Below are 21,490 nucleotides of genomic sequence, written 5' to 3'. Positions count from 1 at the left end.
ACAAGGAGGAAACCTATGGGAAACAAGCGTAAAAAGATATCGGTCATCGGATCTGGTTTTACAGGTGCAACAACAGCATTAATGCTAGCTCAAAAAGAGCTTGGGAATGTCGTTTTAGTGGATATTCCATCAATGGAGAATCCAACTAAAGGAAAGGCACTTGATATGTTAGAAGCAAGTCCAGTCCAAGGATTTGATGCTACTATTATCGGTACAGCTAACTATGAGGATAGAAGGGATTCAGATCTTGTAATCATTACTGCTGGTATTGCCAGAAAGCCCGGAATGAGTCGGGATGACTTGGTGAATACGAACGCTAAAATTATGAGAACTGTTACACAAGAAGTTGTTAAGTACTCTAAAGAGGCGATAATTGTTGTACTTACAAATCCTGTAGACGCTATGACTTATACTGTTTTTAAAGAATCTGGATTCCCCAAAGAACGCGTAATTGGTCAATCTGGGGTTTTAGATACTGCTCGTTTCCGAACCTTTATTGCACAAGAGTTGAATGTCTCCGTGAAAGATATTACCGGGTTCGTCTTAGGTGGTCACGGTGATGATATGGTTCCATTAATTCGTTACTCTTATGCAGGAGGTATTCCTTTAGAAAAATTAATCTCTCAAAACCGCCTTAAAGAAATTGTCGCAAGAACACGGACGGGTGGAGGAGAAATCGTTAACTTATTAGGAAATGGTAGTGCTTATTTTGCACCAGCTGCCTCGCTTGTAGTAATGGCAGAAGCAATTCTTAAGGATCAACGACGGATACTACCTTCCATTGCTTATCTTGAAGGTGATTATGGATATCATGATATCTACCTTGGGGTACCAACAATCTTGGGTGGTAATGGTATTGAGGAAATAATTGAATTAGAATTAACAGAAGAAGAAAAAGCAGCACTAGATAAATCTGCTGATTCTGTTAAGAAAGTATTAGATGTATTGAATTAAATTAAGAGCTTCATCCCACTTGTAACAGTGAGATGAAGCTCTTTTATGTTCACATATTATGCCGTTCTAGAACGGTGAAGTAAATGTGTAGGATGGAATAGTCGAGGAATTAGAATAGAACATAAATAAAAGTAGATAGAATAGCAAATATTAGAAGATAGAAACCACTGTTCAATGTAAAAATTTATTTACAATAGCTTTCTATCATTTTCTTTATATTGGTTTCATTGTAAGATGAAGATAGATAGTTTAGTTCGTAGCATAATAGAAATGGGGATATGATAGCATGAATGAAAAAGTATTGATTGTAGATGATGAACAGTCGATTGTAACATTACTAAAGTACAACTTAGAAAAGGCAACCTTTATTACAGATGTTGCTTATGACGGTTTAGAGGCTATCCGGAAAACGGACAGTAATAGCTATGATTTTATTATACTTGATTTAATGCTCCCTGAAATGGATGGAATTGAAGTTTGTAAGCATCTTAGGAGAAATCAAATCGATACACCAGTACTCATGCTTACGGCAAGAGATGAAGAGTTCGATAAGGTGCTTGGTCTAGAAATAGGGGCAGACGACTATTTAACGAAACCCTTTAGCCCTAAAGAAGTAATAGCTAGAATTAAGGCAATCCTCAGAAGAACGAATACAACGGGCACTAGTAAAACAAAACAACTAAAAGTTGGCGACATTACAATCTTTCCAGAGCGTTATGAAGCAGAAAAAGATGGCATTGTACTCACATTTACTCGTAAGGAATTTGAACTGTTGCATTACCTTGCCACACACAAGGATAAAGTATTATCAAGGGATCAATTATTAAGCGCTGTATGGGATTATGATTTTGTTGGCGATACTAGAATTGTGGACGTTCATGTAAGTCATTTACGGGAAAAGATCGAACCTAATACAAAAAAGCCAATTTATATTAAGACTGTTCGTGGACTTGGTTATAAAATGGAGGATCCAATGTGAGTTTTTTTTCATCCAAATTAATTATGCGTTATGCATTAATAATATTATGTATCATCATTTTAACTGGAGCTATATTTAGCCAATTTACCGATAATCTAATTGTGGTGATTATTGTTCTGTTAACAGAATTCATAATCCTCATGATGATGCTTCATTATGTATTTGATAAGTACGTTAAACCAATTAAGAAGGCTACTGATACATTAGATGAATTAGTAAGAGGAAATTTCCGTGCAAGAATGCACCATCCTGTGTCTGGTAGTATGGCATCCTTGCTGATGAAAATTAACAAGCTAGCACGAAGCTTAAGTGAGCTATCCATTAACGAAAAAATCCAAGCAGAGCAATTAACAACGGTTATAGAGAATATTCAAAGTGGATTAATATTGATCGATGAAAAAGGATATATTCATCTTGTAAATAAGAATTTTCTCTCTATTTTTGGAAAAACAGATAAGGATTATATTGGTTATTTATATTATGATGTTTTAGATAATGAGACGTTACATAAATCGATTCAACAAACATTTTTATATGAAGAAAATGTGAAAGAATCCATTATGGTTGACAATGGCTTTAAGCAATATTTTGAAATCGTTGGAGCACCAATATTTGATGAAAGAAATATGTTAAAAGGTGCTGTATTAGTGTTATATGATATAACAGAATTAAAGAAACTAGAAACAATGCGTAAGGACTTTGTAGCAAATGTTTCCCATGAATTGAAAACACCTATAACTTCCATTAGGGGATTCTCAGAAACGCTACTCGACGAGGATCTTAATGATAAAGAAACAGCAAGACATTTCCTAGGAATTATTAATGAAGAAAGCAAACGTCTGCAAACCTTAATTCAAGATTTGCTTACTTTATCAAAATTAGAGAAGGACGAATCTCATATACTTCTTTCTACTATTGATTTGTCCGATATTATTAATGAAGTCATTCCTGTACTATGTCAGCATGCTAAACAAAAAGATATAACTCTACATATAAAAAGTGAAAATAACCTAAAGTTTAGTGCAGACTTAGCTCGGGTCAAACAAGTCCTAATCAACCTATTAGAAAATGCTATTAATTACACTCCAAAAGGTGGAGAAGTTACACTCCTTTCAGAGGAACAGGAAGAATTTATTCATATCATGGTGAAAGATACTGGTATTGGAATACCAAATGATGCATTATCTAGAGTCTTTGAACGCTTTTATCGAGTGGATAAAGCGCGAAGTCGAAATACAGGTGGAACTGGTTTAGGACTAGCCATTGTTAAACATATAGTAGAACTTCATAGAGGTAAAATAGAGATTGAAAGTGAAGTGAATGTAGGTAGTACATTTCATATTTACTTCCCAAACCAATGAGAGAATTATCTATATGGAATCCGAATTGCGATATAAAATTCTATCACTAGAATTCGTATCCATTCGGATTTTTTGATTGTAATCTAGTTGAGGATTTGATAGAAACTGTGCGGTAAGTACTCTCTAAAATTATTCAGTATGGAGGAATGATACCGCTCCGGCAGAATACTCCGCTTTTCACGGGCACGGCCTCAGCCTCCTCGAGGAAAGTTCGCCTCTGCGGGGTCTTCGGACACGTGCTATTCCCGTAGGAGTCTCCGTATTCTGCCTGCGCTAGTTTAAGCTTTCTAATTTATAGTAGTAAATGATTTTTGTATTGGTGTTGAGTGCATTGAAATTATTTCACTCCACACTAGCGAAGGAAATACACGGAGACTCCTGCGGGAGGATAGGCATCGGTGAGACCCCGCAGTGCGTAAGCGCGAGGAGGCTCACCAGCCGCCCGCGGAAAGCGGAGTGTATTTCCGTAGCGGGTATGATGCGCTACCATAATGCTTAGTTACCGCACAGTTTCTAATAAACTTTAAACTTATCTACATCCTCTTACATAAATCGTATTCGACCTAGCATTTCACTACAAACAGTCAATATTTTTACGATAAGTTGTTTAAATGGTAAAATAGATGAAAAGCGTGAGCGGTAAGGAGGAAAAGATAAATGACTAATAAATTAGTTTTAATAGACGGTAATAGTATTACATATCGAGCATTTTTTGCATTGCCATTGTTGAATAATGACAAAGGTGTCTACACCAATGCAGTCTATGGGTTTACAACCATGCTACTTAGAATTCTAGAAGAACAAAAGCCAACACATTTATTGGTTGCCTTTGATGCAGGGAAGACTACCTTTAGACATAGTACTTATAAGGAATATAAAGGTGGCCGCCAAAAAACGCCATCTGAATTATCAGAGCAATTTCCATTAGTTAGAGAATTACTAGATGCTTTTAACATCCGCCACTACGAGTTAGAGAATTATGAAGCAGACGATATTATTGGTACGTTATCAAAGCAGGGGCAAGAGAAGGATTTTGAGGTTACCGTTATTTCTGGTGACAAAGATATGTTGCAACTTGTTTCTAAAGATGTAACCGTAAATGTAACGAAAAAAGGAATTTCCGAAGTTGAAGCCTATACTCCGGAATATCTACTTGAAAAAATGGAGGTTACACCTGAACAAATTATTGAATTGAAGGCGTTAATGGGTGATAGCTCAGACAATATCCCAGGTGTTCCGGGTGTTGGACAAAAGACTGCTACTAAGTTATTAAAACAATATGAAACACTAGATAACCTATACGAACATTTGGAAGAGGTCAGTGGTAAGAAGTTAAAAGAAAACTTAACCAATCATAAAGAAGATGCTTATATGAGTAGAGAGCTTGCAACGATTAACTGTGAATCTCCAATTGAAGTATCAATAGACGACCTGTCATATGAGGGCTACTCAAGTCAGGACGTTTCATCCCTCTTTAAAGATTTAGGCTTCCAATCCTTATTAAATAGAATCGGTGCAGAAGAAACAGTTGAAGAAATACAAGAAAAAATGGAAGAGATAAACTTTGAAATAGTGGATAAGGTTACTGAAGAAATGTTTACAGGTGACGAGGCATTAATTATTGAAATGCTTTCAGATAGTTATCACACAGCTCCTATTGAAGGGATCGGTATTGCGAACCAGGAAAAAGCATACTTTATACCAACTGAAGTTGCAATAGAGTCAGAAGTGTTTAAGAAATGGGCTGAGGATGCAAAAAGCAAGAAAATTGTTTTTGATGCAAAGCAATCATTAGTTGCATTGTTAAAGAAAGGCATTCATCTACAAGGAATGCATTTCGATGTATTACTAGCTTCCTATTTACTAGACCCTTCAGAAAACAATCATGACATTCCAGCTATTGCGCACAGAATGGGGATAAAGTCGGTTTTATATGATGAAGAAGTATATGGTAAGGGCGCAAAAATGAAAGTACCTGGGCAAGAAATACTGGCAGATCATTTGGTTCGTAAAACAAAAGCACTCCATTTGCTACAAGAAAAGATGGAAGAAGAGCTTCGTGAACATGAACTGTATACATTGCTTAAGGAACTTGAAATGCCATTAGCATTAATCCTAGCAGAAATGGAGCATACAGGTGTCCTAGTGGATGTCCCCAGATTAGAAGAAATGGGTACAGAGTTAAAACGACGACTCGAAGAAATTGAGAAAGAGATTTATGAGTTAGCTGGAGAAGAATTCAATATAAACTCACCTAAACAATTAGGTCCGATACTATTTGAAAAACTCGGACTTCGAATTATTAAGAAAACCAAAACAGGATATTCAACAGCTGCAGATGTGTTGGAACAACTAGAACATGACCATGAAATAATTCCGAAAATCTTATTGTATCGTCAACTAGGAAAGCTTCAATCTACATACATTGAAGGGTTATTAAAAGTGGTTGACAAGGAGTCTAGCAAAATCCATACACGCTATAACCAAGCTTTAACCCAAACGGGGAGATTAAGTTCAATTGAACCCAATTTGCAAAATATACCGATTCGGATTGAAGAAGGACGTAAAATAAGACATGCATTTGTACCTTCTGAAAAAGATTGGATTTTGTTTGCAGCAGATTATTCACAGATAGAATTACGAGTATTAGCTCATATTGCGAAAGACGAAAAATTAATTGCTGCTTTTAAGAGTGGTCAGGATATTCATACTCAGACAGCAATGGATGTTTTCCATGTGAAAGAGGAAGAAGTGACTTCCAATATGAGAAGACAGGCAAAAGCTGTTAACTTTGGAATTGTATATGGTATCAGTGATTTTGGACTATCACAAAACCTAGGCATTACTCGTAAGGAAGCAAAACAATTTATTGAACGTTATTTTGAAAGCTATCCTGGGGTAAAAGCATATATGGATGATATTGTTCAGGAAGCAAAACATAAAGGTTATGTGACAACATTAATGAATCGTAGAAGATACTTACCAGAAATAACGAGCAGAAACTTCAATTTAAGAAGCTTTGCCGAAAGAACGGCAATGAATACACCAATCCAAGGAACAGCTGCAGATATCATTAAAAAAGCGATGATTGATTTAAGGGAAAAGCTTAAAGACGAAAAGATGCAGGCACGTATGCTTCTCCAGGTACATGATGAACTTATCTTAGAAGCACCAAAAGAAGAGCTTGAGAAATTAAAAGAAATTGTTCCAGCAATGATGGAAAACACCGTTGAGCTTAGTGTGCCGCTAAAAGCTGAGTATGCATTTGGAGAAAGCTGGTATGATGCAAAGTAAGGAGAAATAGAAATGCCAGAATTACCAGAAGTAGAAACAATACGGAATACCCTAAAACGATTTGTGTTGAACAGGACAATTAAAGATGTCCATGTATTTTGGGGCAACATCGTAAAAAAGCCAGATGATGTAGAAGAGTTTAAACTACTTTTATTGGGACAAACGATCCATGACATAAAAAGAAAAGGTAAATTTCTGTTATTTGAACTAGATGATATGACATTAATTTCGCATCTTAGAATGGAAGGGAAATACAGTGTTCATTATAAAGATGAACCAGTTAAGAAGCACACCCATGTCATATTTGAATTTACAACAGAAGAGGAATTACGTTATAACGATGTTCGTAAATTTGGTACCATGCATATTGTAAGGAAGGGTGAGGAATTAACCCAGAAACCATTAATTCAACTCGGCCCTGATCCTTTTGATAAGGAATTTACCTTAGATTATTTCTACAAAAAACTTAAAAACACGAATCGTTCTATAAAAGCTGTGCTGCTTGATCAAACTGTTGTTGCTGGCCTGGGAAATATTTATGTTGATGAAACCTTATTCAAAGCAAGGATACACCCTTTGAAAAAGGCCAATAAACTGACTAAGAAAGAAGTCGGAGAAATACGTAGACAGGCAATAGCGACCCTAGAGGAGGCAGTAAAGCAAGGAGGCACCACTATCCGCTCTTATGTTAATAGCCAAGGGGAAATGGGGATGTTTCAACAGGAATTATCAGTTTATGGTCAGGAGAATGAGGCATGCCCGAATTGTGGAAAGACTATCACCAAAATGAAGGTTGGTGGACGTGGTACCCATGTCTGTTTAGATTGTCAAAAGCTTTAAAGGAGAATTAGTATGGCTTTAGTAATTGGATTAACAGGAAGTATCGCAAGTGGGAAAAGTACTGTATCCTCTATGTTAAAAGAACTTCATCTTCCAGTTATTGATGCAGATCAAATTGCTAGAGATGTTGTAGAACCCGGTGAGGATACTCTAAAAGAGATTGGTTTGGCATTTGGTAAAGAAATACTTAATGCAGATGGAACACTTAATCGAAAAAAGCTAGGTTCCATTATTTTCTCTAACAATGAAAAACGTAAGATGTTGAATTCCATTGTTCATCCTGCTGTAAGGAAAAGAATGTTAGAACAAAAAGAAACATACCTTAAGGATGGAGAATCCTGTGTTGTCATGGACATACCACTATTATTTGAAAGTAAATTGACACATATGGTAGATAAAATTCTAGTCGTATATGTTGATGAGCATGTCCAACTAGAACGGCTAATGGAGCGAGATAATTCTACAAAAGAGGAAGCATTAGAACGCATTCAGTCACAAATACCAGTAAAAGAAAAAGTAAAACAAGCCGATGCGATAATTGATAATAATGGTTCAAAGGAAGAATCCTACAAGCAGCTTAGAGATATCTTAGAAAAGTGGCAAGTTCTTTCGTGAAAGTAATTAACAGAAATGACTATCAACGTTACGTTTGATAGTCATTTTTTATGTCTAATACTTTAAAGTGAATTTGTAAGGTTCACTTGACATTCTTATAGTAAATTACTATCATTTATGTAAGGTTAACCTTACATAAGAAAGGATATCTTAGATTGAAGAACAATGTAAAAGCATTACGAGAACAACATGGTCTAACACAAGCTCAGTTAGGAGAGAAAGTTGGTGTTTCGAGGCAAGCAATTAATGCCATAGAAAAAAGTAAATTTGACCCATCTATTTGGTTAGCTTACGATCTAGCAAAGTTCTTTAATATGTCGATTGAAACTCTATTTATTTTTGAGGAGAGTGATAGAAAATGAAATTGTTAAAGGAGCCTCTTGTTAATATTGTCTTTATTAGCTTATTATCAATTTTTTATTCGTTTATTTATATCTTCACCGCTGGTCATATGGAATTTGTAAGCTTACTGTCACACGCTAGAACCCTAAATTCAACTCTTTGGAATGGATGGTCTGATTTTATCGCTACTGGTAATATGCGATTTTTAGGATATATTATTATCGCTTTAACTATTGTAATTATTGTTATCATTATCATGAAGCGAAAGAAAAAGTACGATGAATATCAGGTTAGTATCCTGGCAAAAAGTTTAATCGTTACAGGTATACTGTCTATCTTGATGATTCCGATTTTAATGTTATTACTGTTAAGTGACCCAAACTATACACTGGAAACAATATTTCTGTTTGCAACTGTCCAATGGCTCAGCCTCTTGGTTTCGTATTTATTATATGTCATTAAGTTTTAAGTATAGGCTGTTTTAGAAAAGAGTATTGTTTTTCTGGCTAGTTTTTAACTTATAGTAGATAGGGGAACTGTGCGTTTAATAATTTATTTTGGGTGCAACATAGCCGCTACGGAAATACACTCCGCTTTCCACGGGCACGGCCTCAGCCTCCTCGAGGAAAGATCACCTCTGCGGGGTCTTCGGACACGTGCTATTCCCGTAGGAGTCTCCGTGTATTTCCTGCGCTAGGATTGAGTGTTAATTTATTTTTATACAATTTAAAAATCATTTGTATAGAAACGTGTACTAGCGTAGGGAGAATACGGAGACTCTGCGGGAGGATAGGCATTGGTGAGACCCCTAAAGAAGATAGCGCGAGGAGGCTCACCAGTCGCCAGCGGAAAGCGGAGTATTCTGCCGAAGCGGTATACTAACACTATTTTCTTAAATGAATTACCCCACATTTTTAATTAAATAGCAGCAATCTATATGAAAACAACCTAAGTATATTTAACAAGTCCGTATTAGAGGCTCAGGAAGGGTATTAATACCACTTTCTGAGTTTTTTTGTAATTATGCTTACATTCCAGTCTTAATGTGTTATACTATATGTGAATTTTGATAAAATAGTATATCATAATGCAGGAGGACTTTTCATGAGTAAAACTCGAATTGCAATTAGTGGATTTGGACGAATTGGGAGAATGGTTTTCAGGCAAGCAATTTCAGATCCTAATTTAGAGGTTGTAGCTATTAATGCCAGCTATCCTCCAGAAACATTGGCCCACCTTATAAAATATGATAGTGTACACGGAATTTTTCAACCAGAAGTGAAAGCGCTTCATGAAGGAATATTAGTAGATGGAAAAAAAGTAGAACTTGTTAATTCTAGAGAGCCTGACAAATTACCATGGAATAGACTCACAATTGATGTTGTAATTGATGCAACTGGTAAATTCAAAACAAAAGAATCAGCGGGATTACATCTAAAAGCTGGAGCAAGAAAAGTAGTCATCACAGCCCCTGGTAAAGAAGTAGATAAAACAATTGTAATGGGGGTAAATCATGATACGTATGACGAAGCTCTTGATGATGTTATATCCAATGCTTCTTGTACAACAAACTGTTTAGCGCCAGTGGTAAAAGTATTAGACGAGAACTTTAAAATTATAAATGGTCTTATGACGACGGTTCATGCTTTTACAAATGACCAAAAAAACTTAGATAATCCACATAAGGATTTGCGTCGTGCAAGAGGGTGTACACAATCCATAATTCCAACTTCAACAGGGGCGGCAAAGGCTTTAGGAGAAGTACTGCCACATCTCAATGGAAAGCTACATGGTATGGCTTTACGTGTTCCCACACCAAATGTTTCTTTAGTTGATTTAGTTGTTGATGTGGAAGAAACAGTAACACCAGAAATCGTGAACAATGTATTTCAAACAGCAGCAAAGAATGAATTATCTGGTATTATCCAATATAGTGATGAACCATTAGTATCCATTGATTATACAACTTCAAATTACTCAGCCATTATAGATGGGTTATCCACTATGGTTATGGATGATAATAAAATAAAAGTATTAGCATGGTATGATAATGAATGGGGCTATTCTACCAGAGTTGTGGATCTGGTAAAATATGTTGGAAGTTTTTTAAAGGCAAAAAAAGTATCCGTTTCTTAACCTAATAATATGATAGAATAGAAGAGAGTTGAGCTAAATAGTGTGCTCAACTCTCTTTGCTTTTAATTTTTACTAGGGTAAATCTATAAAACATGTTAAAATAAATAGAGTTATAGTATTCGGAAAGAGCAGAAATGGGAGTGGAATGGATGTCTTTTGGCAAGAAATTATCTAGGTTTTTTTATAATCAAGCTGAAACTGTAGAGAAGCATTGGGACAAAGAACTCGAGACCCATTATTATAAAACAACTAAGGACAAAGGACTAGCAAAGCTTGAGGAGATAATTAGAGGATCAACTAACTATAAAATTAATTCTGTTTCCTTAGAGCATGGAGAGATTAGTTTCCATGTTGTTAAAGGTAGTAAAGCATTTGTTATTGCAACGGTTATTATGGTGCGACCATATCAAACTGCAATTGATTTTACCGTTACGAGTGAATCTGCACTTCCATTTGACTTTGGAAAAAGTTCGAAGTTAATCAAACAATTTTATGAGAAATTGGATAAGGAATTAACATTAATTGATAAAAAATAGTTATTGTTTAGTAAATGGGGTTAATTAGGATGAGATGTACAAACTGTCAAAATAAAAACACAAAAGTTTTAGATTCTAGACCTATTGAAGAAGGACGTTCTATACGTAGGAGACGTGAATGTGAGAAATGTGGCTATCGATTTACGACGTTTGAACGAATGGAGGAAATTCCATTAATCGTTGTAAAAAAAGGTGGTACAAGGCAGGAATTTAGTCGTGAAAAGTTGATTCGTGGACTAATCAAAGCATGTGAGAAAAGGCCTGTTTCAATTGAACAAATAGAAACGCTTGCTTTTAATGTAGAGAAAGAACTACGAAATACAGGCGCATCTGAAATTGATAGTAAAGAAGTTGGCGAGATGGTTATGGAACTTCTTTCTAAGGTGGATGATGTTGCATATGTACGTTTTGCATCGGTATATCGTCAATTTAAGGATATCAATGTTTTCTTAGATGAATTAAAGGATTTAATCCAAACAGACAAGAAGAACTCCTAAGACTCCTTATTATCTAGAAAGAAGGGTTAAGATGAATTTTATTGGAAAAATATTACCTGTTGATGGTTATACGGTTGTTTTACATGGTAATTTGCCAGTTGATTATTCAAAGTCGTTAACCCATCTTTACCAGCCATTACTTGGCATTAGAGCTGTTATGCTTTATCAAACATTACTTCATGAGATAGACCTTCAAAAAGAAGTGCCTATTCAGACACACCATACATTGATGAATTATTTAAATATCTCATTAGTTGAAATATATGAGGCGAGGTTGAAGCTAGAGGGAATAGGTTTATTAAAAACATATGAGGAAAAGTCAACGGAGGAAACGGTCTTTCATTACGTATTACAAAGTCCATTCTCTCCGTATGACTTTTTTAGAGATGCTATGCTCTCACAACTCTTGTACCATCATATTGGTGAGGACAAATATTCCTTACTTAACAATCATTATATAGGGCAACGCGAACAGTTACTTGGTACCAATATTACCGCATCATTCGGGGATGTTTTTGATACGATACATTCTGATTTTATGCCAAAGCAAAATGTTAATCGTTTGCCAGAGGCTAACGGCCCACAATTAGATACAATTGATTTTTCTTGGATGGAACATATGTTAAAATCACGGATGATTCCATATAAGAAAGTGTTAACAACAGATAATAAACGAATCATTAATCAAATGATGCAGCTTTATGGACTGGCTGAATATGAAATAGAGAAATGTGTGCTTTGGGCATTAACAGATGAAAATAGGTTAGATATAGAAGAATTCAAAGAGGCATGTCACGATATCTTTAAGACATCACGTAAAGAAGCATCTGTTCATTTAGCTCCAAAACAAGCAGAACTAATAGAAGGTAAAAAGCAACCTGAGCTGAGACCATCTATGACGAAGGAAGAACAATTAATCCATCAACTTGAAACAATCTCACCGAAGCAATTACTAGAGGATTTATCTAGTGGTAACCATGCTTCTGAACAAGATCTAAAAGTGATTAGAGAAATCATGACTACCCAAGGGTTGCCTTCTCCAGTAATGAATGTATTAATTCATTATGTCTTGTTGCAAACTAATATGAAGTTATCAAAGGCGTATTTAGAGAAGATCGCTAGTCATTGGTCAAGAGCGAATTTACAAACAGCTAAAGAAGCGATGGTTTTTGCTAAAAAAGAGAAAGAACAATATCGTATAGCTACAGAGAAAAAGCAACAAAACTATCGTAATTATAAACAACAAGGTTCACGCAAGGAAGTTGTTCCTGAGTGGTTTAAGGAACGAAAAAGTAAAACACACAATACTAATAAAGGGTCTGCAATAGACTTAGAACGTGAAAAAGAAGAGATTTCATCTCTACTAAAGCAATACTCTAATAGTTCAAAAAAATAATCATGTATACACAAGGATGATGGACATGAAACCAGTACAATCCACACTCAAACAATGGATGGAAAAGAATAAAAACTTTCAAGAAAACTATATAAAGATTAAAAATGAAGTATTGAGTGACCCTGAGATTAAAGAATTCTTATCTTTACATCCAGAATTACCGAAACATGAAATTGAGAGAAGCCTTATTAAATTATATGAGTATAAATCTCAGTCGAAACAGTGTGATGCTTGTGCTTCCTATGGATCTTGTAAAAATATTGTTCCTGGATATTCACCAATTCTTCGTGTTGAGAATAACGAAATCAGTTTAACATATGAGAAATGTCATAATCGTATCTTACATGAGAAAGAACAGCAGCGTCATAAGTTAATTCAGAGCTTATACATGCCGAAAGAAATTTTAGAAGCAACAATTGACGGAATTGATAACGATCCTAATAGAAGTAAAGCAATTCGTGAGATTATTCAATTTCTTGGTGAAGTTAAGAATGGTCTTCCTAAAAAAGGCCTGTATCTCTACGGACCATTTGGTGTAGGTAAAACTTACTTTCTTGGGGCAATTGCTAATGAATTAAAAAAATATAATCTTTCGTCTATGTTAATTTATATGCCTGAATTCGTCCGAGAAATGAAATCATCTATTAAAGATGACTCTATTAATGAAAAAATCGATTTTTTCAAAAAAGCAGATGTTCTTATGTTAGATGATATTGGGGCTGAAACGCAATCTGCATGGTTCCGCGATGAAGTGCTAGGAACAATTTTACAATATCGTATGATGGAGCGTTTACCAGTTTTCTTCACCTCTAACTATAGTATGGATCAATTAGAGGATCATCTGGCTAAAACAAACCGTGGTGATATTGAAGCGGTTAAAGCAGGAAGAATTATGGAGCGAATAAAGCAAGTAACAACTGAAGTTCCTATATTTGCAGATAATAGGAGAGAGAGGTAGGCCGATAAAAGAATTTTTCTTTTATTGGCTTTTTATTTAGGAGGAATTTTAGAAGCTTTTTAGTCTAGTCAAAATGTTACAAACGATAATAATAGGACATGTTAGACTCACTCTTTAATAACTAATGTTACTAGTTTTAATGGATTTATCATTTTTTAAAAAGTATGTCCATATAATGTAACAGTTTGGTTTTTGATGAGGGTGAGTGAAGCTTAATGGATGTTTATTTTTCTTCGAATAAAGAAGTTATTAGTTTCTGTGAGCAATTATTTCATTATAACAAAAAAATTGAATTACATTGGAAAACACATGAAGATTGGGGGAATCATTTAAAAATTGACTATCATCAACCTGATAATGAATTAACTGATTCTGTTGTAAAATCGATGATCGATGTATTCGTCACCCATCGGTTATCAACCATGATAAAAGGGATTACAGAAGAGTACTATTATTACTCGGATACAGATGAAATTGAAAAAATATTGGATATTACCCATTGGCTTATTGCTGGTGAAGATGATGAAAGTGTACAAGTGAGGAAGGAAAAAGATGACCCACTGCAATTGTTATATTCTTTATTTGTTTCTAATGTGAAAAATACGACAACCATACACTTTGATTCAATCGTAAACTTTCGCTTAAAGGTATTTAAAGATTATTTATTAAATATGGTAGGACTAGCAATTGACGAATATAAGCGGGAAGAAGACCATCAAGAATTTGTAAATATGTTACGGGAGTATATAGCAAAGAAAACACCTATATACAATGTGGTTCATATCGTACAAGGTAAAACATTCTCGTTCTTTAAAGCAGATGGAAAAAGATTTACCAGAATGGAATTGCGAGTATTAATGCAAAAGGAGCCGCTGTACATAGTTGGCTTAGATGAGGATGAATTAAATCTAGCCCCGTTAGTTGCAATGGCACCTAAGAAAATAAAAATATATGGTGATCATCCTTCCGAACCAAAAACGTTAACCGTCATCAATGTATTCCAAGAAAGAGTTGATTTTGAACCGATTAGTAAGTTTCCATTTCCAATTTATTTAAAAAGTGAACGTTAGGTCTTGATTATCCTTATAACTAGCGCTATAATGTGGATTATATTTAATATATTTATCTGTAACGATAAGGACATGGTCATTTGAATCCTGTAATGCCAAGAGAGGGAAGCCTAGTGGTGAAAGCTTCCACATACAGCCAAATGATTACCACCTTTGAACTCTACTACCGAAAACTCTAAGTAGATAGTAGCGTAAATCTGCGTTAAAGATTTAAGCCGTTTTATGTTAACGGAAATTAGGGTGGAACCACGTGACCAACGCTCGTCCCTTTGCAAATGTATGCAGAGGGATGGGCGTTTTTTAATTACAGAAAAATTAATAGAATAAGGAGTGTTAGACATGGCAGAAATCAAAATAGTGTTTCCAGATGGTGCTAGTAAGGGGTTCCCAATTGGAACAACTGGAGAAGATATTGCAGCTTCTATCTCACCAGGATTAAAGAAACAAGCTTTAGCAATCAAATTAGATGGTAAACAAATTGATTTAAAACGTGAATTAACTCAAGGTGGAGCAATTGAGATTATTACTTATAAAAATCAAGAAGGTATTGAAATCGCGAGGCACTCTACAGCCCATCTAATGGCACAAGCTATTAAACGTCTATATAAAGATGTGAAATTTGGTGTTGGCCCAGTTATTGAAGAAGGATTTTACTATGATTTTGATATGGAAGAAAAAATCACTCCAGAAGACCTTCCAAAGATTGAAAAAGAGATGAAGCGGATTGTGGATGAAAATTTACAAATTGAGCGAATTGAAGTTAGTCGTGAAGAAGCAAAGAAAATGTTTGCAGATATTGGAGACGACTTAAAGCTAGAATTAATTGATGCAATTCCGGAAGAGGAGCAGGTAACAATCTACAAACAAGGAGAATTTTTTGATCTTTGTCGTGGAATCCATGTTCCATCTACTAGTAAAATTAAAGCATTTAAACTATTAAGTATCTCTGGTGCTTATTGGCGTGGAGATAGCAATAACCAACAACTTCAACGTATTTATGGAACAGCTTTTGAAAAGCCTGCACAGGTTGAAGAATATCTACAAATTTTGGAAGAACGTAAAGAACGAGATCATCGTAAACTTGGAAAAGAACTTGGTATCTTTACTGTAAACCAAAAAGTAGGTCAGGGTCTACCACTTTGGTTACCAAAGGGTGCCACTATTCGACGTCAAATCGAACGTTATATTGTGGACCTTGAGGAGCGTTTAGGATATAACCATGTATATACACCAGTTCTAGCAAATGTTGAATTGTACAAAACAAGTGGACACTGGGATCACTATCATGAAGATATGTTCCCTACAATGCAAATGGATAATGAAGAATTAGTACTTCGACCAATGAATTGTCCACACCATATGATGATTTTTAAGAATCAACTTTGGAGCTACCGCAACATGCCAGTTCGAATCGCGGAATTAGGTACTATGCATCGATATGAAATGTCTGGTGCTTTAGCTGGTTTACAACGTGTTCGTGCTATGACTCTTAATGACGCACATATTTTTGCACGACCAGATCAATTAAAAGAAGAATTTATCCGTGTAGTTGAACTAATTCAGCATGTATATAAAGACTTTGGAATTGAAGATTATTATTTCCGCCTATCATATCGCGATCCTGAAGATAAAGAGAAATATATTGACAATGATGAAATGTGGGAAAGAACACAAAGCACTCTAAAAGAAACAATGGAAGATATGAACCTAGAGTATGTAGAAGCTGAAGGAGAAGCAGCTTTCTATGGACCGAAGCTAGATGTACAGGTTAAGACGGCTTTAGGTAAAGATGAGACACTATCAACAGTACAAATTGATGTCCTTTTACCTGAACGTTTTGAACTATCATATATCGGAGAAGATGGTAAGGAACACCGTCCAGTCGTCATTCACCGTGGTGTGGTATCGACTATGGAACGATTTGTTGCTTTCTTACTAGAAGAATATAAAGGTGCCTTCCCAACATGGTTAGCACCAGTTCAAGTGAAAATTATCCCAGTATCACCACAGGTTCATCTTGACTATGCAAAGAAAGTAGCTGAAAAGTTACAATATCAAGGAGTTCGTGTAGAAGTTGATGAGCGTGATGAGAAAATTGGATACAAGATTCGTGAGGCGCAAACTGAAAAGATACCATTTGCTCTCGTAGTGGGAGACAAAGAAGTAGAAGAGAATGCGGTTAATGTAAGAAGATACGGAGAACAAAAATCTGAAACATTATCCAATGATGCCTTCGAGAAACTAATTAAAGATGAAATAGAGAAAAAGACATTACACAAGAAGAAAGCTTCAAAATAATGGTTAAGGCTATCAAATGAAAATTTGGTAGCCTTTTTCTATAGTATTGACTTTTTGTTCAGAATATTATGGTAAGATTAAACTGGTGTTATGTACAAGCGCATTTTATTATTTTAAAATTTAGGTTAGCATTCTATATATTTTGTGGATTACATATAAGGGGTGAGTGCAATGGACAACGTTATTTTATATAAGACGTTATAATAAATTATTTATGAAAGGAGTATGTTCTTGAAAACAAAATTAATATTGATAGAGGGGCTTCCTGGTTTCGGTAAATCCACTACTGCAAAGTTAGTTCATGATATTCTAATAGAAAGCAAAATAAATGCATCCTTATTTCTCGAAGGCAATCTAGACCATCCTGCTGATTTTGATGGGGTATCATATTTTAATAAGAGCGAATTCGAAGGTCTTATAGCATGTAGTGGAGATTTAAAGGAAATATTTCAAGAAAAAGTTATTAAGCAGGGGAATGAATATTTCTTACCGTACCGAAAAATAATGGAGGAATACGGCATTACTATTGATGATAACTTATTTCATGCTATCTTTGATAAAGATATTTATGAATTATCATTAGACGAGAATATAAACTTAATTACTCAGAGATGGACACAATTTGCTGAACAAGCAATAAATGAAAATAATACATATATATTCGAATGTTGCTTTATTCAAAACCCACTTACAATTGGTATGGTTAAGTATGGTGCGGAAAACGAAAAGGTAATCCAATATGTTCTTACATTAGCGAAAATCATAGAAAAATTAAATCCTGTTCTATTATATATTGAACAAGATAATTTGGAATACTCATTCAAAAAAGCATATAAAGAGAGACCAAAAGAATGGTCATCTGGCTTTATTGATTATTATACGAATCAGGGTTATGGGAAAAAGAAAGGACTTATTGGATTAGAAGGAACTATTTCCGTGTTAAAAGCTAGAAGTGACCTAGAGAAAGAGATATACGATCAGTTACAGATAAAAAAGACATTAATCAATAATTCACAATATGAAATCACAGATTATAAGTCATCGCTCATGGAGAAATTAAGAACATTAAAAGTTTTTAATGAAAGAAAGTAGATAACAATTAGGATAGTATTAACCATATTATTAAACCTAAAACCTATGATTACCTGTACAATTAAAGGTAATCTATATTGGCTTTCTTATTTTAGATAAGTAGTGTATAATAGATGTTGAACAAAGGGTTGACAATTTATTCATATACATGGTATTCTATAAAAGTTGAATAAAATTGAATGATTCTGATGACAAGTAGAGGCACCCGCTTCTCACCTTTCAACGCTACTATGGTTGTTGGCTGGTTAACATCTTTTGTAAACGACTAAAGACGTGTGGGTGCATTTATGTGCCCGCATTTTTTGTTTGATAAGAACTTGTCAGGTAATGGATCAGAAACCCAAAAAATTTGGAGGTGGCTGGCTATTAGCAAAGATATGAACGTTAATGAAAAGATTCGTGCGAAAGAATTACGATTGATTGACGCAAATGGTGATCAACTTGGTGTGAAATCACGTCAAGAGGCATTGGAACTTGCACAAAAACAAAATCTAGATTTAGTTTTAGTGGCACCAACTGCAAAACCACCAGTTGCAAGAATCATGAACTACGGTAAATTCCGTTACGAGCAACAAAAGAAAGAAAAAGAAGCTCGCAAAAATCAAAAGATTATTAACGTGAAAGAAGTACGCTTCACCCCAGGAATTGGTGCTCATGACTTTGAGACAAAGTTGAAGAATGCACGTAAATTCCTAGAAAAAGGTGACAAAGTAAAAGCAGCAGTTCGTTTCCGCGGACGTGCAATTACACATAAGGAGCTAGGTCGTGAGGTTTTAGATCGCTTTGCAAAAGAAGTAAAAGACATTGCAACAGTTGAATCACAACCGAAGATGGAAGGTCGTAACATGTTTATGATGCTTGCTCCAATCAATGAAAATAAGTAATAAGCATTTAAGCATTCGAGGAGGAAATCAACATGCCAAAAATGAAAACTCATAAAGGTTCTGCGAAACGTTTCAAAAAAACTGGTAGCGGAAAAGTAAAAAGATCACATGCTTACACAAGCCATATGTTCGCTCATAAATCTCAAAAGCAAAAACGTAAATTACGTAAAGGTACACTAGTTTCTTCTGGTGACTACAAGCGTATCAAAGCAATGCTTCCTAAATAAGGAGTATTGTACACAATAACGGATTATAACTACTAAACTAAAATGACATATATGAAGGTCCAATTAGGAGGGAATTACTATGCCACGTGTTAAAGGTGGAACAGTTACGCGCGCTCGTCGTAAACGCGTACTTAAATTAGCTAAAGGTTACTACGGTTCTAAAAGAACGTTATTTAAAACTGCAAAACAACAAGTAATGAAGTCAGGTCAATATGCTTATCGTGACCGTAAAAATAGAAAGCGTGAATTCCGTAAGCTATGGATCGCACGTATCAACGCTGCAGCACGCACAAATGATCTTTCTTATAACAAATTAATGCATGGATTAAAACTAGCAGGTATTGAAATTAACCGTAAAATGTTATCAGACCTAGCTGTGAACGATTCACAAGCATTTGCTCAATTAGCTGAAAAAGCTAAAGCTGCACTAAACAACTAATTAAAAATAACCAAACTAGCTAAGGCTGGTTTGGTTATTTTTACATAATGAGAGGAAAATGTATATGGTAGAGATCCCTGAATTGCTATATTATATTGGATTTGCTAATTTATTAGGTTTTGTCTTAATGGGTGTAGATAAAAAACGCGCTAAAAATAATGAGTGGCGTATACCTGAACGCACCCTATGGGGAGTATCTATTTTAGGAGGAGCTATTGGTTCTTTTATTGGAATGCGAGTTTTTCGTCATAAGACAAAACATAATTCCTTCCGCATTGGTATACCATTCATTATTATTGTTCATGTTGTGCTATATGGTTATTTTTTCATGTCATAATAGCTCGTCTCTTGTCATATACATGTACCGTAAATAGTTCATGCATTGTATATCTTTCTTACCTGTGAAAGAAGGAGGAGTCGTATGGAATTATTCGGGAACTACATCATGGCAATTGTACAGACAGGAGGATTGTTCGCCCCGTTATTATTTATAAGTGTACACTTACTCCGTCCTCTGTTTTTCTTACCTGTTGTGTTTATTTGTGTATCAGGTGGAATTATATTTGGTGTGTTTTATGGTACAGTTTTTTCCATAATAGGTATTACATTATCTAGTATGATTTTTTATATTGTGATTCAGTGGATGCCTAAAACATCAAAACGCTTAATGCGCATGAAGAAGAAACTAATTGGTAAACATACTGAATTAACTGCGACACAAATTTCTTTGTTACGTCTAGTTCCTTTTATTCATTTTCATTTGTTATCCTTGTGTTTAATCGAAATAACTTCCGATTTCTCTGACTATACTCGATCATCACTGTTAAGTAGTATACCGCTAGCGCTGCTGTACACATCAATTGGTGGGTGGTTATCGAGCTTATCTCCTATGCATATCATCGTATCATTATCTGCGTTACTTTTGTTAATCTACGCATTAAGACGTAAGGAAATTATTATAAAGTGGGAAGATTTCTTTTCCACTAGTACAACTTAGTAAAAGGATATTATCGTACAGTAAGTTGTTTGTTGATAGAAACTGTGAGGTAACTTAACCTTATTTAAAATGGTGAAGCCTAATGCTACCGCTCCGGCAGAATACTCCGCTTTCCACGGGCCAGGCCTCAGCCTCCTCGAGGAAAACCCGCCTCTGCGGGGTCTTCGGACACGTGCTATTCCCGCAGGACAAGGAAGGCTTCGGCAGCATAATCATCGCACGAAGAAAATTGCTCTTTATTTTCGAGGAGTCTCCGTATTCTGCCTGCGCTAGTTTAGTTCTCTAAAAAAGATAGCTATTCAACTTAATTTATAAAGTCTGTGTGCTGATTTAAACCACTCAACACCAGCGAAGGAAATACACGGAGACTCCTTGAAAAAGAAAATCACTTTTTCTGCGTGCGATGTATCGCTTTCGTAGCGTACCTTGTCCTGCGGGATGATAGGCTTCGGTGAGACCCCGCAAGAGCAAAATAGGGGTTCAAAGGCTAGGAACGCCTCATCCTGAGGCAACGCCTTTGTGACCAACATCCTGTTGGCCCGAGGCTCACCAGCCGCCCGCGGCAAGGTAGACAC

22 protein-coding genes and 2 other annotated features are annotated in these 21,490 nt (G+C 35.4%); of the genes, 21 read left to right on the top strand and 1 reads right to left on the bottom strand.

The window, feature by feature from the left end:
• Positions 1-15: 15 nt before the first annotated feature.
• The 21 genes from mdh to BN999_RS01600 all read left to right on the top strand — a co-directional run bounded on the left by mdh (position 16) and on the right by BN999_RS01600 (position 20,915).
• Positions 16-954 carry a malate dehydrogenase gene (gene mdh, locus BN999_RS01700; RefSeq protein WP_096269661.1) on the top strand — a complete coding sequence of 313 codons (939 nt, stop codon included), beginning with the start codon at positions 16-18 and terminating at the stop codon, positions 952-954.
• Between the two features lie 286 nt (positions 955-1,240).
• On the top strand, positions 1,241-1,933 hold the full coding sequence (locus BN999_RS01695) for a response regulator transcription factor (RefSeq protein ID WP_096269660.1): 693 nt from the start codon (positions 1,241-1,243) through the stop codon (positions 1,931-1,933).
• Positions 1,930-3,294, top strand: coding sequence for a two-component system histidine kinase PnpS (pnpS, locus tag BN999_RS01690; RefSeq protein ID WP_255247378.1), 1,365 nt, complete (start codon positions 1,930-1,932; stop codon positions 3,292-3,294). The genes BN999_RS01695 and pnpS overlap by 4 nt, the downstream gene beginning before the upstream one ends.
• Positions 3,295-3,951: 657 nt before the next feature.
• Positions 3,952-6,588, top strand: coding sequence for a DNA polymerase I (polA, locus tag BN999_RS01685; RefSeq protein ID WP_096269659.1), 2,637 nt, complete (start codon positions 3,952-3,954; stop codon positions 6,586-6,588).
• Between the two features lie 12 nt (positions 6,589-6,600).
• The gene (mutM, locus tag BN999_RS01680; RefSeq protein ID WP_096269658.1) at positions 6,601-7,428 is read left to right on the top strand and encodes a DNA-formamidopyrimidine glycosylase; all 828 of its coding nucleotides are present in this window, start codon (positions 6,601-6,603) and stop codon (positions 7,426-7,428) included.
• Between the two features lie 12 nt (positions 7,429-7,440).
• Positions 7,441-8,043 carry a dephospho-CoA kinase gene (gene coaE, locus BN999_RS01675; RefSeq protein WP_096269657.1) on the top strand — a complete coding sequence of 201 codons (603 nt, stop codon included), beginning with the start codon at positions 7,441-7,443 and terminating at the stop codon, positions 8,041-8,043.
• Positions 8,044-8,198: 155 nt separating this feature from the next.
• Positions 8,199-8,405 (top strand): helix-turn-helix transcriptional regulator, encoded by a 207-nt coding sequence (locus tag BN999_RS01670; protein ID WP_096269656.1) that lies wholly within the window; start codon positions 8,199-8,201, stop codon positions 8,403-8,405.
• Positions 8,402-8,854, top strand: a complete 453-nt coding sequence (locus tag BN999_RS01665) for a hypothetical protein (RefSeq protein ID WP_096269655.1) — start codon at positions 8,402-8,404, stop codon at positions 8,852-8,854. Before BN999_RS01670 ends, BN999_RS01665 begins: the two co-directional genes overlap by 4 nt.
• Positions 8,855-9,489: 635 nt before the next feature.
• On the top strand, positions 9,490-10,521 hold the full coding sequence (locus BN999_RS01660) for a glyceraldehyde-3-phosphate dehydrogenase (RefSeq protein ID WP_096269654.1): 1,032 nt from the start codon (positions 9,490-9,492) through the stop codon (positions 10,519-10,521).
• 149 nt (positions 10,522-10,670) lie between these two features.
• Positions 10,671-11,057, top strand: a complete 387-nt coding sequence (locus BN999_RS01655; RefSeq protein WP_096269653.1) for a cytosolic protein — start codon at positions 10,671-10,673, stop codon at positions 11,055-11,057.
• A gap of 29 nt (positions 11,058-11,086) precedes the next feature.
• Positions 11,087-11,554, top strand: coding sequence for a transcriptional regulator NrdR (nrdR, locus tag BN999_RS01650; protein ID WP_096269652.1), 468 nt, complete (start codon positions 11,087-11,089; stop codon positions 11,552-11,554).
• 31 nt (positions 11,555-11,585) lie between these two features.
• Positions 11,586-12,950, top strand: coding sequence for a replication initiation and membrane attachment family protein (locus tag BN999_RS01645; RefSeq protein ID WP_096269651.1), 1,365 nt, complete (start codon positions 11,586-11,588; stop codon positions 12,948-12,950).
• 25 nt (positions 12,951-12,975) lie between these two features.
• Positions 12,976-13,908 (top strand): primosomal protein DnaI, encoded by a 933-nt coding sequence (dnaI, locus tag BN999_RS01640; protein WP_096269650.1) that lies wholly within the window; start codon positions 12,976-12,978, stop codon positions 13,906-13,908.
• Between the two features lie 215 nt (positions 13,909-14,123).
• A complete protein-coding gene (gene ytxC / locus BN999_RS01635) occupies positions 14,124-14,978 on the top strand; it encodes a putative sporulation protein YtxC (protein WP_096269649.1) in 855 nt (284 codons plus the stop codon).
• 52 nt (positions 14,979-15,030) lie between these two features.
• Positions 15,031-15,250, top strand: a binding site (T-box leader).
• Positions 15,251-15,317: 67 nt separating this feature from the next.
• Positions 15,318-17,276: a threonine--tRNA ligase gene (thrS, locus tag BN999_RS01630; protein WP_096269648.1), complete on the top strand. Its 1,959-nt coding sequence runs from the start codon at positions 15,318-15,320 to the stop codon at positions 17,274-17,276.
• 231 nt (positions 17,277-17,507) lie between these two features.
• The gene (locus tag BN999_RS01625) at positions 17,508-18,368 is read left to right on the top strand and encodes a hypothetical protein (protein ID WP_096269647.1); all 861 of its coding nucleotides are present in this window, start codon (positions 17,508-17,510) and stop codon (positions 18,366-18,368) included.
• Positions 18,369-18,555: 187 nt separating this feature from the next.
• Positions 18,556-18,679, top strand: a sequence feature (ribosomal protein L20 leader region).
• A 66-nt stretch (positions 18,680-18,745) separates the two neighbouring features.
• Complete coding sequence (infC, locus tag BN999_RS01620; protein WP_141249032.1) at positions 18,746-19,252, top strand: translation initiation factor IF-3; 507 nt, start codon at positions 18,746-18,748, stop codon at positions 19,250-19,252.
• A 32-nt stretch (positions 19,253-19,284) separates the two neighbouring features.
• Positions 19,285-19,479: a 50S ribosomal protein L35 gene (gene rpmI, locus BN999_RS01615; RefSeq protein WP_042146308.1), complete on the top strand. Its 195-nt coding sequence runs from the start codon at positions 19,285-19,287 to the stop codon at positions 19,477-19,479.
• Positions 19,480-19,558: 79 nt separating this feature from the next.
• Positions 19,559-19,918 (top strand): 50S ribosomal protein L20, encoded by a 360-nt coding sequence (gene rplT, locus BN999_RS01610; protein ID WP_096269646.1) that lies wholly within the window; start codon positions 19,559-19,561, stop codon positions 19,916-19,918.
• 64 nt (positions 19,919-19,982) lie between these two features.
• Positions 19,983-20,255 carry a DUF1294 domain-containing protein gene (locus BN999_RS01605; protein ID WP_255247377.1) on the top strand — a complete coding sequence of 91 codons (273 nt, stop codon included), beginning with the start codon at positions 19,983-19,985 and terminating at the stop codon, positions 20,253-20,255.
• Positions 20,256-20,339: 84 nt separating this feature from the next.
• Positions 20,340-20,915 carry a TVP38/TMEM64 family protein gene (locus tag BN999_RS01600; protein ID WP_096269644.1) on the top strand — a complete coding sequence of 192 codons (576 nt, stop codon included), beginning with the start codon at positions 20,340-20,342 and terminating at the stop codon, positions 20,913-20,915.
• A 299-nt stretch (positions 20,916-21,214) separates the two neighbouring features.
• Here BN999_RS01600 and BN999_RS20845 read toward each other — a convergent pair.
• Positions 21,215-21,490, bottom strand: a 276-nt coding sequence (locus tag BN999_RS20845) for a hypothetical protein (protein WP_217988455.1), incomplete at its 5' end; no start/stop codon positions are given.

This window comes from Paucisalibacillus globulus (genome assembly GCF_900184735.1).
GTDB classification, from domain to species: Bacteria; Bacillota; Bacilli; order Bacillales; family Amphibacillaceae; genus Ornithinibacillus; species Ornithinibacillus globulus_B.
The sequence above is the reverse complement of the archived record's forward strand: the minus strand, read 5'-3'. Positions and strand labels throughout refer to the sequence as shown.

Coding starts and splice junctions, on each gene's coding strand:
- BN999_RS01695 (WP_096269660.1), top strand. CDS start 1,241: ATGAATGAAAAAGTATTGATTGTAGATGATGAACAGTCGATTGTAACA.
- mdh (WP_096269661.1), top strand. CDS start 16: ATGGGAAACAAGCGTAAAAAGATATCGGTCATCGGATCTGGTTTTACA.
- dnaI (WP_096269650.1), top strand. CDS start 12,976: ATGAAACCAGTACAATCCACACTCAAACAATGGATGGAAAAGAATAAA.
- coaE (WP_096269657.1), top strand. CDS start 7,441: ATGGCTTTAGTAATTGGATTAACAGGAAGTATCGCAAGTGGGAAAAGT.
- BN999_RS01600 (WP_096269644.1), top strand. CDS start 20,340: ATGGAATTATTCGGGAACTACATCATGGCAATTGTACAGACAGGAGGA.
- BN999_RS01605 (WP_255247377.1), top strand. CDS start 19,983: ATGGTAGAGATCCCTGAATTGCTATATTATATTGGATTTGCTAATTTA.
- mutM (WP_096269658.1), top strand. CDS start 6,601: ATGCCAGAATTACCAGAAGTAGAAACAATACGGAATACCCTAAAACGA.
- rplT (WP_096269646.1), top strand. CDS start 19,559: ATGCCACGTGTTAAAGGTGGAACAGTTACGCGCGCTCGTCGTAAACGC.
- thrS (WP_096269648.1), top strand. CDS start 15,318: ATGGCAGAAATCAAAATAGTGTTTCCAGATGGTGCTAGTAAGGGGTTC.
- BN999_RS01645 (WP_096269651.1), top strand. CDS start 11,586: ATGAATTTTATTGGAAAAATATTACCTGTTGATGGTTATACGGTTGTT.
- BN999_RS01665 (WP_096269655.1), top strand. CDS start 8,402: ATGAAATTGTTAAAGGAGCCTCTTGTTAATATTGTCTTTATTAGCTTA.
- BN999_RS01655 (WP_096269653.1), top strand. CDS start 10,671: ATGTCTTTTGGCAAGAAATTATCTAGGTTTTTTTATAATCAAGCTGAA.
- BN999_RS01660 (WP_096269654.1), top strand. CDS start 9,490: ATGAGTAAAACTCGAATTGCAATTAGTGGATTTGGACGAATTGGGAGA.
- polA (WP_096269659.1), top strand. CDS start 3,952: ATGACTAATAAATTAGTTTTAATAGACGGTAATAGTATTACATATCGA.
- nrdR (WP_096269652.1), top strand. CDS start 11,087: ATGAGATGTACAAACTGTCAAAATAAAAACACAAAAGTTTTAGATTCT.
- ytxC (WP_096269649.1), top strand. CDS start 14,124: ATGGATGTTTATTTTTCTTCGAATAAAGAAGTTATTAGTTTCTGTGAG.
- rpmI (WP_042146308.1), top strand. CDS start 19,285: ATGCCAAAAATGAAAACTCATAAAGGTTCTGCGAAACGTTTCAAAAAA.
- infC (WP_141249032.1), top strand. CDS start 18,746: ATGAACGTTAATGAAAAGATTCGTGCGAAAGAATTACGATTGATTGAC.